We start from the raw sequence: 15,205 nt of genomic DNA on the forward strand, positions 1-15,205 counted from the left end.
GGTTCGGTGGTCCCGGCCGCCCCACCGAGGAGAGGCGGGAGGCGCCATGCCGGAGGAGCCGCAGGACGTGAAGGACGTGAAGGACTCGGAGGGCCTGAAGGACCCGAAGGGGGTGCGGGGCTCACAGGACGGGGAGGGCTCGAAGGAGGCGAAGGCGCCGGAGGGGCGAGGGCGCGGGTCCGGCTCCGTGGCGGGCCGCCTGGAGCGGGCCGCCGCCGAGGTGTTCGGTTGGCGGGAGCTGCGGCCGGGGCAGCTGACCGCCATGGAGGCGGTCGTCGCGGGCCGCGACACCCTGGCGGTCATGCCCACGGGCGCGGGCAAGTCCGCGGTGTACCAGGTGGCCGCGGTCTGCCTGCCCGGCCCCACGGTCGTCGTCTCGCCGCTGATCGCCCTCCAGCGGGACCAGATCGCCGGGCTCCTGGAGCGCGGCGGGCCGGACGCCGTCGCCGTGAACTCCGCCCAGCCCGCCGGGGAGACCGCGGCCGCCTGGGACGCGGTGCGGCACGGGGACGCCGAGTACCTGTTCCTCTCCCCCGAGCAGCTGACGAAGGACGACGTCGTGGAGCGGGTCGCCCGCGCGGCGCCCTCGCTGTTCGTCGTCGACGAGGCCCAGTGCGTCGCCGCCTGGGGCCATGACTTCCGCCCCGACTACCTTCGCCTCGGCGGGGCGATCGAGCGGGTCGGCAGGCCCCCGGTCCTGGCCCTGACGGCCACTGCCGCTCCCCCGGTCCGCGAGGAGATCGTCCGGCGGCTCGGCATGGAGGACCCCGCGCTCGTCGTCGCCGGCTTCGACCGGCCGAACATCACGCTGGAGGTGCGGCGCTTCCCGGACGACGCGGCCAAACGCCGTGCGGTCGTGGAGCGCGCCGCCGCCGAGCCCAAGCCCGGCATCGTGTACACGGCGACGCGCCGGGACGCCGAGGAGTACGCGGCGGAGCTGGCCGGTCTCGGCCTGTCGGCCGCCGCCTACCACGCCGGGCTGCGCGTCGGCGAGCGGTCCCGGGTGCACGACGCGTTCCTCGCCGGGGAGGCGGACGTGGTCGTCGCGACGTCCGCGTTCGGCATGGGCATCGACAAGGAGGACGTGCGGTTCGTCCTGCACGCCTCCGTGCCGGGCTCCCTCGACGCGTACTACCAGGAGATCGGCCGGGCGGGCCGCGACGGGCGGCCCGCGGTCGCGGTCCTCCACTACCGGCCTGAGGACAGCGGCCTCCAACACCTCTTCGCCGCCCGGGCGCCCGACGAGGAGACCATCGGGGAGGTCGCCGCGCACATCCGGGACGCGGACGGCCCCGTAGGGCTGGACGAGGTCGGCGAGCGGGCCGGGCTCACCCGCCGCCGGGTGACGGCCGCCGCCAACCTGCTGGAGGAGGCAGGCGCCGTCCGGACGGACGGGGCGGGTGAGGTACGGGCCGTGCCCGGCGTGGCGCCCGGCGACGCCGCCGCGGACGCGGCGGAGGCGGCCGAGGCGCGCCGCAGGCTGGAGCGGTCGCGGCTGGAGATGACGCTCGCCTACGCGGAGACGACGGGCTGCCGGCGCCGCTTCCTGCTGGGCTACTTCGGCGAACCCTACGAGCCGCCGTGCGGCGCCTGCGACATCTGCGAGCCGGCCCCGTCGGACGGCCCGGCGGCGGGCGTCACCGCCGGGGCGGACGGGGTGGGGCCCGGGGACGCGCCGGACGACCCTCCCGCCCACCCGGCCGCCGCCGCGTACCCGGCGGGGACGCCGGTGCGGCACGGCGAGTGGGGCGACGGCACGGTGATGAGCGAGGAGGGCGATCGGATCACGGTCCTCTTCGACGCGATGGGCTACCGGACGCTGTCGCTCGCCGCGGTCACCGACAACGGCCTCCTCACCGCGCGTACGGAAGCCTCCGGCTGACCCGGTGCCCCGGGCCCCGGGCACCGGGCTCCCGGCGGCGCCGGGGCATCCGGGGAGCCGGGGGCACCCGGGATCCGGGGTCCGGCAGGGCGTCAGCCGCCGGTGCGGCTGCCGTCGGGGGCGCGGGGGCCGGCCGGCAGGTGGACGACCACGAGCGCGGCGACGGCGAGGAGCACGTTGCGGGCCGCCGCGTCGAGGCCGTTCCAGTCCGACGACTGCCACATCGCGAACCACTCGCCGCCGATGGCGAGGAAGCCGAGCCCGAAGAGCAGCAGCACCATCACCAGCCCGGCGGTGCTCGCCGCGCGGGCGCGGTCGGCCGCGCCGCGGCGCAGGGCCCGCAGCCACACGCCCGTGGCGTACAGCAGGACGGCGGCCGTCAGCGTCTCCCAGGCGATGACGGCGACGTAGGCGGCGTTCTGCAGGGCCGGCGACTCGATCGCCCGCCACATCAGGTCCGGGTCGCGGAAGGTGGTGTCCATGGCCAGGACGTGCCGCACGAACTGCTGGTTGGTGCCGAAGTCGGTGATGTTGCCGAACGCCACCAGCGCCATGTGGACGGCGACGGTGGCCGTCATCGCGGTCGCCGCGCACGGCAGCACACCCGGCAGCCGCCGACCGCCCCGCCGGACGCCCGACCGCCCGCCGCCCGTCCCGCCCGGGTCACCGGACACGCCCGGTGCGGCCGGTTCCCCCGGTACGCCCGTGCCTCCGGTGCCGTCCGCGCGCCCCGCTCCTCCGACCTCGCCCGCTCTCACACGCCCTCCTCCGCCGTCCGGCCGTCGCCGCGCTCCGTCGTCTCCCTCCCCTGCCTGCCCACCGCGCGCCCCCGGTGAACGTCACCGCTCGTGGACGCCGACCTCCCGGAGGGAGTACCCCCACGAGGTGGCGCGCCGTACCCCGACGACGCGGACGTACCGGGCCTCCGTGGCGGCGAAGCGCGCCGTGTCGAGGCCGCCGTCCCCGGCCGTGGTGGACCACGCGGTCCGCCACCCGGCGCCGTCGGTCGACAGCTCGACCCGGTACGCCGCCGCGTGCGCGGCCTGCCAGTCGAGCGTGACCCGGGCGACGGACCGGACCCGGCCGAGGTCGATCCGCAGCCACTGGTCGTCGCTCCACTCGCTCGCCCAGCGCGTGCCGGGGTCGCCGTCGACGGCGTTGCCGGGCGCGTACCGGGTGAAGGGGTTCCACCACTCGGAGGAGCTCGCGGTGGCGGCGGCGCCGGTGGCGAGGTTCTCCGCCGCCGTGTGGCGTTCGGAGGCGCCCCAGGTCCGCAGGTACGACTCGGCGCCCCGGAACAGGTCGTCCACCACGTCCTGCCCGGCCACGATCCGCACGTCCTCCAGCCAGTCGGGGACCAGGCCGTGGTGGGCGGCGCCGTCGGTGTTGACGTCCCAGGTGCGCTGCCCCGTCGTCTGGCGGTCGAGGACGGAAGCGCCGTCGGCGCTGCGGAACGGGTAGCGCACCGGGTTCGGGGTGTCGGCGCCGCGGGGGCCGGGCCAGCCGCCGACGCCGTTCATGTCGGTGCCGTACCCGTAACCGACGCCGTACCGCTCGCGCAGCGCGTCCGTGCGCCGCGCCTCCGCGCCGAAGGCCTCGGCGCCGTGCATGTACTGGGCGATGAAGCCGCCGAGGCGGTAGACGCGCTCGGTCCAGTCGAGGTCCATCCAGCTGTGCGACGAGAGGACCCCCGGGTACGACGCCGCGTCGAGGACGTCGAGGGCGCGGCCCGCGGCCTTGACGCTCATGTGGTCGATCTCCAGCATCATGCCGCGACGCATCATGCCGCGCAGGGCGTACTCGCCCAGCTCGGTCAGGCCCCGCGTGTTGCAGCGGGCGTCGGCGGCGTAGGCGGGGACGCTGACGCCGGGCGGCAGCTTCGCCTCGGCGCCGGGGGCGGCGGCGAGGCCGATGGGGTTGTCCTGCTGCGGCCCGGTGCACCTGCCGGTCTGCCAGAAGGTGCCGGTCGACAGGAACTGGCCGACGTTGATGGCCGTGCCGAGGGCGCCCGAGTCGAAGCGGACCCCGCACAGCGCGTTGTCGAACTTGTGGCAGAGGAACATGCTGCGCACGCCGAGCGCGTGGAGTTCGTCGAGGCCGCGGTCGATGTCCCCGCGGTCGCACTGGGCGACGTCCAGGATCTGCTTGCAGCCGAACGGTTCGGAGGTCTCCACCCCGAGGACGACGGCGAGCTTGCCCTGCCGGATCACCTCGCGGGCCTGCGCGCTGTCGGTGACGATCCGGAACCAGCCGCGGCCGGGGCCGCCGTACACGCGGTCGACGTACGCCTGCATCTCGTACGTCTTGCGCGCCTGGAGGCGGATGGAGGTCATCTCGTCGCAGCCGCGGTCCTTGAAGAAGTAGACGGAGCAGATGACGCCGTTGGTGACCAGGTCGTTGACGAGGATCCGCTGCCCGCCGCGCCAGGCCCGCTCGATCCAGGCGTAGTAGTTCTGCTGGTGGGTGAGGGAGTCGTGCGCGGGCCAGTCGGCGAAGGTGGGCCAGCCGTGCGGGTCGTGCCGGCCGTCGCCGCCCTTGGTGATGAAGTCGAAGACGGCGAGGGAGCCGTCGGGGTAGTGCTCGGGGCAGTCCTTCAGCGCGTCGGCGACGCCCTGCTCGGAGAAGGGCTTGCCGCAGATCAGCCGGCCGCCGAAGGCCTCGTTGGACATGATGTGGTTGTGGGCGTCGACGAAGCCCCGCACCCGGCCCTGGGCGTCCGTGCCGCGGAAGGGCTCGCCGGTGACGCCGATCGCGCTGTCGGGGGCGGGTCGGGCGGACGGCTCCCACCAGGCGGGTTCCGGTACGGCTCCGGTCGCGCTGGGGCCGAGCGCCAGGGCCGTCGCGGTGAGGAGGAGCGCCAGGACCGCGAGGATGCCGCGCCTGCCGTGGGGGTGTCGGGTCATGGGCGTCACTCATGCCTTCGGGTCGGCCGGATTGTCATGTCCCGTGCAGTGTTGTGACGAGGATCGGCCCGGGTCGCACAGCAGTCAAGAGCCGCGGGGCGCCGCCGGTACGGGCCTGCCCAGGCGGCGGGCCGGGCGGGGGTGGCGGGTCGCCGGGCGCGGTGGGGCGGTCAGGGGGGCGGGGCGGCGGCCGGGGCCCGAGCGGACGGGGTCACGCGACGGAGACCGACGGGGGCGGCCGGTCGGATGGTGGCGGCGGTCAGTCGGGCGGGGTGGCTCCGCGGAGGAGTGCCCCGAACTCGCGGGGGAGCCGGCCGGCGATCCGGTCCAGCCGGTCGCCCGGCACGACCTCGGCGAGGGTCCCGAGGACGGCGGCGGCGTCCCACTCGGCGGTGCGCGGCCGGACGCCGGTCCGCTCGTCGACGCGCCGGTGGAACTCCGCGACGTCGAAGCCCTCGGCCGGACCGCCCGAGCCACCGGTGCGGGCGGGGCCGGTGGTGAGCGGCTCGCCGAGGTCCCCGGGCAGCAGCGCCGCGAGGGCCGCCGCATCCTCGGGGGCGACGCGGTGGCCGAGCACCTCCAGGACCGCCGCGGTGATCTGCGCCGCCTCCTCCGGGCCGCGGTACTCGCCCCGCTCGCACACCCGGGCGAGGAACTCGTCCTGCCGCATCGCTGTCTCCTCTTGCCGCACGGTCCGCCGGCCGCCCGCGGGGCGGTGCCCCGCCGCTCGGCGCGCGGCCCGGCGGGTGGCGGCGCCGCCCCACCGGTCCCTACGCGCGCCGTCCCGGCGCCGTCCCCGTCACCGTAGGGGCCGCCCGGTGGTGCCGCACATCGGGTCGCCCGCTCGCGGTACCGGCGGGGCGGCGCGCCGGCAGGGCGGACACGGACTCATCGACGGGGCCGTCTCGAGGCATCGCCCACGGAGGCCGGGGCACCCGTCAGGGATCCGCAACCGGAGCCGAGCATCGGGAGGACACCGTGGCGACCGGCCCGCCCACGAACGACGGCGCCGACCAGCGGGCCGTCCGCGACCTGGAGGCCCGCTTCGAGGGGGCGCTCGGGGACGTGACGACGGCCCGGCTCGCGGCCGCCCGCTACCTGGACACCCTGGAGCGCTCCGACGTGCCCGACGAGCCCGACCGGCGCGACGACGTCCTGCTGGTCGTGACGGAGCTGGCGAGCAACGCCGTCCAGTACGCGCCCGGCCCCTTCACCGTGCGGCTGCGGCGTACGTTCGACGGCGTCCACATCGAGGTGCACGACACCAACCCGGAGCCGCCGGTCCCCCGCCGGTGGTCGCCCCGGGAGAACAGCGGGGGCGTCGGCTGGCACCTCGTGCACGCGCTCGCCACGCAGGTCAGCGTGGTGACCGGGACCCAGGGCAAGGACATACACGTCTTCCTGCCCTGGTGAACGGCCGTGCCGGCGACGTGACCGCCCCCGGCGTCCGGCGACCGGCGGTCCCGGCGGCCGGCGGTCCCGGCAGCCGACCGAGCCGGCGACCGGCGGTCCCGGCGGCCGGGCGGCGGTCCCGGCGGCTCGCCCCGTCTCCCCGCCGCCGGGCGGCGGTTCACCCGGACGGACCGGCGCCGACGGCGCCCGCCACCCGGCCGTGATGGGCTGGGGGCACCTGTCGTCCACCGCACGGAGAGCCGCCATGTACGAAATGCACATCGGCACGGCCGCCACCGACTCCGACCTGGTGTGGCACGTCGTCGCCCAGCACCAGTCCGCCGCGCTCTGCGGACAGCCCCTCGGCGACCAGGGCGCCGAGACGGACCGGCACTGCCTGTCGTGCATGACGATGTTCCAGGAACTGATGCGCCGACCCGGCGAGTCCTGACGGGTCCGCCCCGGAAGGCACACCTCCACGGTGATCGGTCACGTTCCGTGCCCTACCCGAAGCCGACCACATTCCTTCACATTGACACCACCCCATGATCGGCTAGTTTTGATCCACATCAAGACGTGCTGACCTGCACGCTTCCGGGGGGAATCGGTGTACCACCGCGCCGCGCGGCGTCCGCGCGGCGCGGCCGCGACCCCCGACGCGACGCCGACGCAGGTCAGCGGCAGAACCAGGGGAGATCCTTCGTGACCGATCGAAAGCCTCGCACCGTGCGGGGCATCGCGCTCGTGGCCGCAGTGGCGGCAGCCGGCGCGCTCACCGCGACGAGTCCGGCGCAGGCCCTCGTCGGCGACACCGTCGCCGACGGCGCCGACACCTTCGCCGCCTACGTGAACGTCGGGGGCGAGCGCGCCTGCACCGGCGTCCTGGTCGACCCCCAGTGGATCCTGACGGCCGCCAGCTGCTTCTCGGACAACCCCGCGCAGCCCTTCCCCGCCCCGGCCGGCGCCCCCGCGCTGAAGACCACCGTGGTCGTGGGCCGCGCGGACCTCACCGGCACGGCCGGCACCCAGACCGAGGTCACCGAGGTCGTCCCGCGCGCGGACCGCGACGTGGTCATGGCGCGCCTGGCCAAGCCCGTGACCGGCGTGGACCCCGTGGTGCCGGCCGCCACCGCGCCCACCCAGGGCGAGACGCTGCGCGTGCTCGGCTACGGCCGCACCAAGACGACGTGGGTGCCGGACCGGCTGCACAGCGGCGCCTTCACCGTCCAGGAGACCGCCACCGGCCCCACGGTGAAGGTCGCCAGCGCGGGCGGCACCATCTGCCGCGGCGACGCGGGCGGCCCGGCCCTGCGGACCACGGACGGCAAGGTCGAGCTGGTCGCCCTCAACAGCGCCTCCTGGCAGGGCGGTTGCCACGGCACCGACCCGGCCGAGACCCGTACCGACGCCGTCGAGACGCGGGTCGACGACCTGCGCGACTGGATCCGGCAGGTCCGCGCGCTGCCGCAGGAGTCGCTGGTCGCCTCCGGCGACTTCAACGGCGACGGCAAGGCCGACATCGCCGGCTTCTACGACAACGGCACCTCCACCGCGAACAGGAACCGCTCCTCGCTGCACACCTGGCTGAGCAACGGCACCGGCTTCGCCGCCCCGCAGCAGGTGTGGAGCACGCCGGGCGGCTTCACCTGGGCCGCGTCGAAGCTGACCACCGGTGACTACAACGGTGACGGCAAGGACGACGTCTCGGTCTTCTACGACGCCGGCACGTCCGCCGAGGGCAACGTCTCCTCGATCTACACCTGGTACAGCACCGGCACCGGCTTCCAGGCCCCCAAGCGCACCTGGACGACGCCCGGCGGCTTCACCTGGAGCGCGTCCAAGGTCACCTCGGGCGACTTCAACGGCGACCGCAAGGACGACATCGGCGTCTTCTACGACCGCGGCAGGGGCACGGACGGCGTCACCCGCTCCGCACTGTTCACCTTCGCCAGCACCGGGGCCGCCTTCGCCAACCCGACGAAGGAGTGGGAGAGCACCGGCAACTTCCGCTGGTCCCAGTCCCAGCTGACGGCCGGCGACTACAACGGCGACGGCAAGGCCGACGTGTCGGTCTTCTACGACGCCGGCACCTCGGCCGAAGGCAAGAACCTCTCGGCGCTCTACACCTGGTACAGCACCGGGGCGAACTTCGCCCCCGTGCAGCGCACCTGGCTCGCGGGCAGCGGCTTCACCTGGTCGGCCTCCAAGGTCGCGTCCGGTGACTTCGACGGCGACGGCAAGGCCGACGTGTCGGTCTTCTACGACCGCGGCCTGTCGGACGGCAAGTGGGGTTCGAACCTGTACACCTTCATCAGCACCGGCACGGCGTTCAACGCGCCGACGCTGAAGTGGGCGAGCACCGGCGGGTTCCGCTGGAGCGGCAGCCAGTTCACCGCGGGCGACTACAACGGCGACCGCAAGGGCGACGTCGCGGTCCACTACGACCTCGGCAACACCCCCGACGGCCGCAAGGTCGACGGCCTGTACTCGTGGCTGAGCACCGGTACCGCCTTCGGCGCCCCGGCGGCCCGCTGGAGCGGCCCGCTCGGCTGACCGCCGCGTGACCCTTCCCCCGGAGTGCCCGCGTACCCGTCCGGTACGCGGGCACTTCCGCGTCCGGGGCACATCCGGGGCGGGGCTGTCGCGGGCGGGTGCGTCCCGGGTCGGGCGTCTCGGGCGGTGGGCGACCGGTGGTTTTCGGACAGTGCGGGGTCCTCGCGAAACCACTGGGACCTGTGGGGTCGTCGTGACAAGTATTCGTTTTTGTGACCGATGAGAGAAGGGGGCACTCGGTGCAGCCCATCGAAGACCGTCCCAGCCGCCGTACCGTACTCGCCACCGGCGCGGGGGCGTTCCTGGCCGCCGCCGTGGCCGGGACGGCGCCCGCCCACGCCGCCGAGGGCAGTCCGGCCGACGGCGTCCGCGGGCGGCTGCGGGCCCTGGAGCGCCGCCACGGCGCACGACTCGGCGCGTTCGCCCACGACACGGGGACCGGCAGGACCGTGCTGTACCGGGCGGACGAGCGCTTCCCCATGGCGTCGCTCTTCAAGACCCTCGCCGTCGCGGCCGTCCTGCGCGACCTGGACCAGGACGGGGAGGTCCTCGCCCGACGGGTCCACTTCACCGCCGCGTACGTGGAGCAGTCCGGCTACTCCCCCGTCACCAGCCAGAAGGTCGCGACCGGGATGACCATCGCCGAGCTGTCGGCCGCGACGATCTGCCAGAGCGACAACACCGCCGGCAACCTGCTGCTGCGCGAGCTCGGCGGTCCGACCGCGATCACCCGCTTCTGCGAGTCCGTCGGCGACCACACGACCCGGCTGGACCGCTGGGAGCCCGAGCTGAACTCGGCCGAGCCGTGGCGCGTCACCGACACCACCACCCCCCGCGCCATCGGGCGGACCTACGGGCGGCTCGTCCTCGGCTCGGCGCTCGCGCCCCGCGACCGCGAGCAGCTGACGGCGTGGATGCTCGCCAACGCCACGAGCGGGGAGCGCTTCCGCAAGGGCCTCCCGGCGGACTGGGTCCTGGCCGACAAGACGGGCGGCGGGATGTACGGCGGGAACAACAACGTGGGCGTGGCCTGGCCGCCCGGGCGGCCCCCGGTCCTCCTGTCCGTGCTCACGACCCGCTTCGAGCCCGACGCCCAGGCCGACGACGCTCTCGTCGCGGAGGCGGCACGACTGCTGGCCGAAGCCCTCGGCTGAGAGGACTCGCCCTCGGGACGAGGCCCGGTACGGGGTGGGGTCCCGCTCGGGGTGAGGTTCGGTTCCGGCGGCATGCGGCGCGGGGTGCGGTCCGGTACCGGCGCCGTCGCTGCGGGCCGCCTTCAGGTGCGGGTGTCTTCCGGTGCGGGCCGCCTTCCGGTGCGGGTGTCTTCCGGTGCGGGTGTCTTCCGGTGCGGGTGTCTTCCGGTGCGGGTGTCTTCCGGTGCGGGCCGCCTTCCGGTGCGGGCCGCCTTCCGGTGCGGGTGTCTTCCGGTGCGGGATGTCTTCTCTCACCCGTCCGGCGCAATCCCCGCGCCTGCCCGGTCGCGTCACCGCGGCCGGGCCCCGCGCGGCGCCGCTCCCCGGGCGGGTACCCCGCCCGGCTCCGCCGGCCCGGCCCGGTCGCCCCGCGCGGGCCATGATGGTCGGGAGCCCGTTCCTCGCGCCGCGCCGGGTCCCCGGGGCTCACCGCGGGGGCCCGGGCGGCCGACGACGCAAGGAGACCCGCCCATGAGCCCGCCCACGGCCCGCGGCACGGTGGTCCCCGCGCTGCGGGCCGTGCGGGCCGTCGTGTTCGACACGGACGGGGTCCTCACCGACTCGGCGCGCGTCCACGCCGCGGCGTGGAAGGAGACCTTCGACGCGTTCCTGGCCGCCCTGCCGCCGGACGCCGCCGACCCGGCGGCGCGGCGGCCGTTCGGCACCGCGGACGACTACCCGCGGTACGTGGACGGCCGCTCGCGACGCGACGGCGCCGCCGCCTTCCTCGCCTCGCGCGGCCTGCCCGCCGGGCCGACCCTCGTGGAGCGCGTCGCCGCCGACAAGGAGCGCCGGTTCACCGCGCGCCTGCGCGGGCGCCCCGTCGACGCCTACCCCGGTACGGTGCGGCTGCTGCGCGCCCTGCGCGACGACGGCGTACCGATGGCGGCCGCCTCGGCGTCCCGGCACGCCCGGGAGGTGTTGGCGGGGGCCCGGCTGCTCGACCTGTTCGACGCGCTGGTGGACGGCGTCGAGGCGGCCCGGCTGGGTCTGCCCGGCAAACCCGACCCGGCGCTGTTCCTGGAGGCGGCTCGCCGGCTCGGCGCACCGCCCGGGCGGTGCGCGGTGGTGGAGGACGCCCTCGCCGGGGTCGAGGCGGGGCGGCGCGGCGGGTTCGGGCTGGTCGTCGGCGTCGACCGCGCGGGCCGCCCGGGTGGCGCCGACGCGCTGCGCCGGCACGGCGCCGACCTCGTCGTGCGCGACCTGTCGGAGCTGCTCGCGCCACGGGAGGGACAGCGCTCGTGACGGACTGGACGTGGGAGTTCGAGGGGTACGCCCCCGACCGCGAGGCGCTGCGGGAGGCCCTGTGCACCCTGGGCAACGGCTACTTCGCGACGCGCGGCGCGATCCCCGAGTGCGCGGCCGACGGCACGCACTACCCCGGCACCTACGCGGCGGGGTGCTACGACCGGCTGGCCTCGGAGGTGGCGGGCCGGCGGGTCGAGAACGAGGACATGGTCAACCTCCCCAACTGGCTGCCCGTGCGCTACCGGGTCGCCGACGGCGACGAGCCCGGCCCCTGGCTGACGCCCGCGCACGAGTACCTCACCGACCACGCCTTCACCCTCGACCTGCACGGCGGCACCCTGGAGCGCCGCAGCCGCTACGAGGACGACGGCGGGCGGCGCCTCGCCGTGCGCCAGCTGCGGCTCGTCCACATGGGCGACCCGCACCTCGCGGCGCTGCGCACCGAGTTCACCGCCGAGAACTGGGCGGGGGCGCTGGAGGTGGAGGTCGAGCTGGACGGGTCGGTCGCCAACACCGGGGTCGCCCGCTACCGGCAGCTCTCCTCCCGCCACCTGGAGGACGTCGGCACCGGCGAGGCCGCCGACGGCCGGGTGTGGCTGCGGTGCCGCACCGCCTCCTCCGGCATCCGGATCGGGCTCGCCGCGCGGACGACGGCGCCGGCCGGCCTGGAGGTCGTGCACGGCGACCGGCGGGTCGCGCAGCGGGCGCGCCTGGTGCTGTCGCCGGGCACGACCGTCGTCGTCGACAAGGTCGTGGCGCTGCACACCTCGCGCGACCCGGCGATCGCGGACCCGCTGCACGCGGCGGTGGACCGGGTGGGCCGCGCCCCCGGTTTCGGGGAGCTGCTGGCCTCGCACCGGACGGCCTGGCAGCAGCTGTGGCGCCGCGCGGAGCTGCGCGTGCCGAACGCGGCGGGCCGCATCCTGCGGCTCCACCTGTTCCACGTGCTGCAGACGCTGTCGCCGCACACCGCCGACCTGGACGTGGGCGTCCCGGCGCGCGGACTGCACGGCGAGGCGTACCGGGGGCACGTCTTCTGGGACGAGCTGTTCGTCCTGCCCTATCTGAACCTGCACTTCCCCGAGGTGTCCCGGGCGCTGCTCACCTACCGGCACCGCAGGCTGGAGCGGGCCCGCTTCTCCGCCCGCGACGCGGGCCGCGCCGGGGCGCTGTACCCGTGGCAGAGCGGGAGCGACGGGCGGGAGGAGACCCAGCAGCTGCATCTCAACCCGCGCTCCGGCCGCTGGCTGCCGGACCACTCCCACCTCCAGCACCACGTGGGCTCGGCGGTCGCGTACAACGTGTGGCGCTACGGGGAGGCGACCGGGGACACCGAGTTCCTGCACACCAGGGGCGCCGAGATGCTCCTGGAGATCGCCCGGTTCTGGGCCGACTCGGCCACCTACGACGCGGACCTCGACCGGTACCGCATCCTCGGCGTGATGGGGCCCGACGAGTACCACGACGCCTATCCGGGCGCGGACCGGCCGGGCCTGGACGACAACGCCTACACGAACGTGACGGCGGCGTGGGTGCTGGCGCGGGCGCTGGAGCTGATGACGGAGCTGCCGGAGCCGCGCCGGCGCGAGCTGGAGGAGCGCACCGGGCTGCACCAGGGCGAACTGGCCCTGTGGGACGACGTGTCGCGCCGGCTGCACGTGCCGTTCCACTCCGGGGTGATCAGCCAGTTCCACGGGTACGGAGAGCTGGCCGAACTCGACTGGGAGGGATTGCGGCACCGGTACGGCGACATCCGGCGGCTGGACCGGATCCTGGAGGCCGAGGGCGACTCCGTCAACCGCTACCAGGCGTCGAAGCAGGCGGACGTGCTGATGCTGGGCTACCTCTTCCCGCCGGCCGAACTGCGCGCGCTGATGCGGCGGCTGGGGTACGTGCTGGACGACGGGACGTGGTGGCGGACCGTCGAGTACTACCTGCGGCGCACAAGCCACGGCTCGACCCTGAGCGTGCTGGTCAACGGGTGGGTGCTGGCGCGGGTGCGGCGGGCGGAGGCGTGGGAGTTCGTCCAGGAGGCGCTCGTCGCGGACATCGCGGACCTGCACGGGGGGACGACCGGCGAGGGCATCCACCTCGGTGCCATGGCGGGCACGCTGGACCTGGTGCAGCGGGGCCTGACGGGACTCGACACCCGGGGCGGCCGGCTGCGCCTCGACCCGGTGCCGCTGCCGGAGCTGTCGGAGTACGACTTCACCCTGCGCTTCCACGGCCACTGGGGCGTGCGGCTGCGGATGACCCCGGAGAGCCTGCACGTGACCGTGCCGGAGTCGGGGATCGCGCCGATCGACATCGAGCTGCCGGGGTGCGCGGTGTCCATCGAGCCGGGGCGGTCCGTGCGGCTGCCGTTGCCGGAGTAGGCGGTCGCGGTCGCGGCTGCCGCTGCCGCGGGGCGGTGGAGGCCGGTGGGTGTGGTCGGGGGGCCGCGTGGCGGTGTTTCCGGCGGGGCGTCAGAGGGGCGCGGGGGTGGCGAAGGGGGCGCACGGGGCTTAAAGAGGGGCGCGCAATGGGTAGTTGACGACCTGATTGACGCGGCGCGTCGTCGCGGGGCCTTGATCTTTTCGCAGGTTAGGCTAACCTAACTTTCCGTAGGCGGCGGTGGGAGCCCCCACCGCGCCCGCCGCGCGTGCGCCTTGTGCGCGACCCCCGCAACACGACCGAAGGGCATCCGCCATGCCGAACGGTGCGCTGCGCGCCGAGCTCCTCGAGCGCCAGGAGCGACGCGAGTCCTCCGCCCGTACCTACGCAAGCACCCTGCCCGTCGCCCCCGTGCACGCCGCCGGCGCGGTGATCACCGGGGCCGACGGACGCACCTACCTGGACTGCCTCTCCGGCGCGGGCACCCTCGCGCTCGGGCACAACCACCCCGGCACCGTCGCCGCGCTCCAGTCGGTCCTCGCCTCCGGCGCACCGCTGCACACCCTCGACATGATCACCCCGCAGAAGGACGCGTTCAGCGGGGAGTTGCTGAGCCGGCTCCCCGGCGGGCTGCGCGACACCGCGCGGCTGCACTTCTGCAGCCCCGCCGGCACCGACGCCGTCGAGGCGGCGCTGAAACTGGCCCAGCACGCCACCGGCCGGCGCGGGACCGTGGCCTTCACCGGCGCCTACCACGGCATGACCCTCGGCGCGTCCGCCGTCTCCGGGCCGCCCCGCATGAGCGGCACGGTCGGCGCGGACGGCGTGCCGGTCACCCGGCTGCCCTACCCCTACGGGCTGCGCTGCCCCTTCGGCACCGGTGACGCCGAGCGGTCCGGGGAGCTGTCGGCACGGCTGCTGGAGAGCCTGATCACCGACCCCAGCAGCGGGGTGGGGGCGCCGGCCGCCGTCATCCTGGAGGTCGTCCAGGGGGAGGGCGGGGTCGTGGAGGCCCCGGACGGCTGGCTGCGGGAGGTCCGCCGCATCACCGCCGAGCACGGCATCGTCCTCGTCGTCGACGAGGTGCAGACCGGCGTGGGGCGCACCGGGCACTACTGGGCGTGCGAGCGCGCGGGCGTCACCCCGGACGTGCTCGTCACGTCGAAGGCCGTCGGCGGCGGCCTGCCGCTGGCCCTCATCGCGTACCGCCCCGAGCTCGACACCTGGCGCCCGGGCCACCACACCGGGACCTTCCGCGGCAACACCCTCGCCATGGTCGCCGGCGAGATCACCCTGCGGACCGTGGCCGAGCAGCAGTTGGCGGAACGCGCCCTGAAACTCGGCGAGCGGATCCGCCGCGGCCTGCGCGACATCGCCGCCCTGCACCCCGTCCTCGGCGAGGTGCGCGGGCGGGGCCTGATGATCGGCGTCGAGCTGGTCGACCGGGACGCCGCCCCCGACCGGCACGGCGTCGCCCCGGGCGACCCGGTGCTGGCCCACGCCGTCCGCGCGGCCTGCGTCGAGCGGGGCCTGCTGCTGGAGCTCGGCGGGCGGGACGACACCGTCGTCCGGCTGCTGCCGCCGCTGGTCCTCACCGACGAGCAGGCCGACTCCGTCGTGGAGCGCCTCGCCGCGGCCCTGGCGAGCGTCCGGTGACCCGC

At 75.5% G+C, this 15,205-nt stretch carries 11 protein-coding genes; 8 read left to right on the forward strand and 3 right to left on the reverse strand.

Features of this window, described 5'->3' with window-relative positions; genetic code table 11:
- Positions 1–46 precede the first annotated feature (46 nt).
- Complete coding sequence (locus LPA54_RS21510; protein ID WP_228980269.1) at positions 47–1,882, forward strand: ATP-dependent DNA helicase RecQ; 1,836 nt, start codon at positions 47–49, stop codon at positions 1,880–1,882.
- Positions 1,883–1,974: 92 nt separating this feature from the next.
- Here LPA54_RS21510 and LPA54_RS21515 read toward each other — a convergent pair whose 3' ends face one another.
- From LPA54_RS21515 to LPA54_RS21525, 3 genes are all read right to left on the reverse strand, one after another.
- Positions 1,975–2,460 carry a DUF2165 domain-containing protein gene (locus tag LPA54_RS21515; protein ID WP_228980367.1) on the reverse strand — a complete coding sequence of 162 codons (486 nt, stop codon included), beginning with the start codon at positions 2,458–2,460 and terminating at the stop codon, positions 1,975–1,977.
- Between the two features lie 261 nt (positions 2,461–2,721).
- The gene (locus LPA54_RS21520) at positions 2,722–4,785 is read right to left on the reverse strand and encodes a discoidin domain-containing protein (protein WP_228980271.1); all 2,064 of its coding nucleotides are present in this window, start codon (positions 4,783–4,785) and stop codon (positions 2,722–2,724) included.
- Between the two features lie 259 nt (positions 4,786–5,044).
- Positions 5,045–5,455, reverse strand: a complete 411-nt coding sequence (locus LPA54_RS21525; protein WP_228980273.1) for a DUF2267 domain-containing protein — start codon at positions 5,453–5,455, stop codon at positions 5,045–5,047.
- Between the two features lie 308 nt (positions 5,456–5,763).
- Here LPA54_RS21525 and LPA54_RS21530 point away from each other — a divergent pair, with 308 nt between their 5' ends.
- From LPA54_RS21530 to LPA54_RS21560, 7 genes are all read left to right on the forward strand, one after another.
- A complete protein-coding gene (locus LPA54_RS21530; protein WP_228980275.1) occupies positions 5,764–6,198 on the forward strand; it encodes an ATP-binding protein in 435 nt (144 codons plus the stop codon).
- Positions 6,199–6,442: 244 nt separating this feature from the next.
- Positions 6,443–6,628, forward strand: coding sequence for a hypothetical protein (locus LPA54_RS21535; protein WP_228980277.1), 186 nt, complete (start codon positions 6,443–6,445; stop codon positions 6,626–6,628).
- Positions 6,629–6,879: 251 nt separating this feature from the next.
- A complete protein-coding gene (locus LPA54_RS21540) occupies positions 6,880–8,730 on the forward strand; it encodes an FG-GAP-like repeat-containing protein (protein WP_228980279.1) in 1,851 nt (616 codons plus the stop codon).
- Positions 8,731–8,969: 239 nt separating this feature from the next.
- A complete protein-coding gene (gene bla, locus LPA54_RS21545; RefSeq protein ID WP_228980281.1) occupies positions 8,970–9,884 on the forward strand; it encodes a class A beta-lactamase in 915 nt (304 codons plus the stop codon).
- Positions 9,885–10,394: 510 nt separating this feature from the next.
- Positions 10,395–11,168, forward strand: coding sequence for an HAD family phosphatase (locus tag LPA54_RS21550; protein WP_228980283.1), 774 nt, complete (start codon positions 10,395–10,397; stop codon positions 11,166–11,168).
- Positions 11,165–13,546, forward strand: coding sequence for a glycoside hydrolase family 65 protein (locus tag LPA54_RS21555; protein WP_228980285.1), 2,382 nt, complete (start codon positions 11,165–11,167; stop codon positions 13,544–13,546). Before LPA54_RS21550 ends, LPA54_RS21555 begins: the two co-directional genes overlap by 4 nt.
- A 313-nt stretch (positions 13,547–13,859) precedes the next feature.
- The gene (locus LPA54_RS21560; protein ID WP_228980286.1) at positions 13,860–15,200 is read left to right on the forward strand and encodes a diaminobutyrate--2-oxoglutarate transaminase family protein; all 1,341 of its coding nucleotides are present in this window, start codon (positions 13,860–13,862) and stop codon (positions 15,198–15,200) included.
- Positions 15,201–15,205: the final 5 nt, after the last annotated feature.

Source organism: Streptomyces sp. DH12, assembly GCF_020873895.1.
Classification (GTDB): domain Bacteria; phylum Actinomycetota; class Actinomycetes; order Streptomycetales; family Streptomycetaceae; genus Streptomyces.

What these genes read in the sequence shown, in the direction of transcription:
- LPA54_RS21510 (WP_228980269.1), top strand. Translation starts at nt 47, where the DNA reads ATGCCGGAGGAGCCGCAGGACGTGAAGGACGTGAAGGACTCGGAGGGC.
- LPA54_RS21515 (WP_228980367.1), bottom strand. Translation starts at nt 2,460, where the DNA reads ATGACGGCCACCGTCGCCGTCCACATGGCGCTGGTGGCGTTCGGCAAC.
- LPA54_RS21520 (WP_228980271.1), bottom strand. Translation starts at nt 4,785, where the DNA reads ATGACCCGACACCCCCACGGCAGGCGCGGCATCCTCGCGGTCCTGGCG.
- LPA54_RS21525 (WP_228980273.1), bottom strand. Translation starts at nt 5,455, where the DNA reads ATGCGGCAGGACGAGTTCCTCGCCCGGGTGTGCGAGCGGGGCGAGTAC.
- LPA54_RS21535 (WP_228980277.1), top strand. Translation starts at nt 6,443, where the DNA reads ATGTACGAAATGCACATCGGCACGGCCGCCACCGACTCCGACCTGGTG.
- LPA54_RS21550 (WP_228980283.1), top strand. Translation starts at nt 10,395, where the DNA reads ATGAGCCCGCCCACGGCCCGCGGCACGGTGGTCCCCGCGCTGCGGGCC.
- LPA54_RS21560 (WP_228980286.1), top strand. Translation starts at nt 13,860, where the DNA reads ATGCCGAACGGTGCGCTGCGCGCCGAGCTCCTCGAGCGCCAGGAGCGA.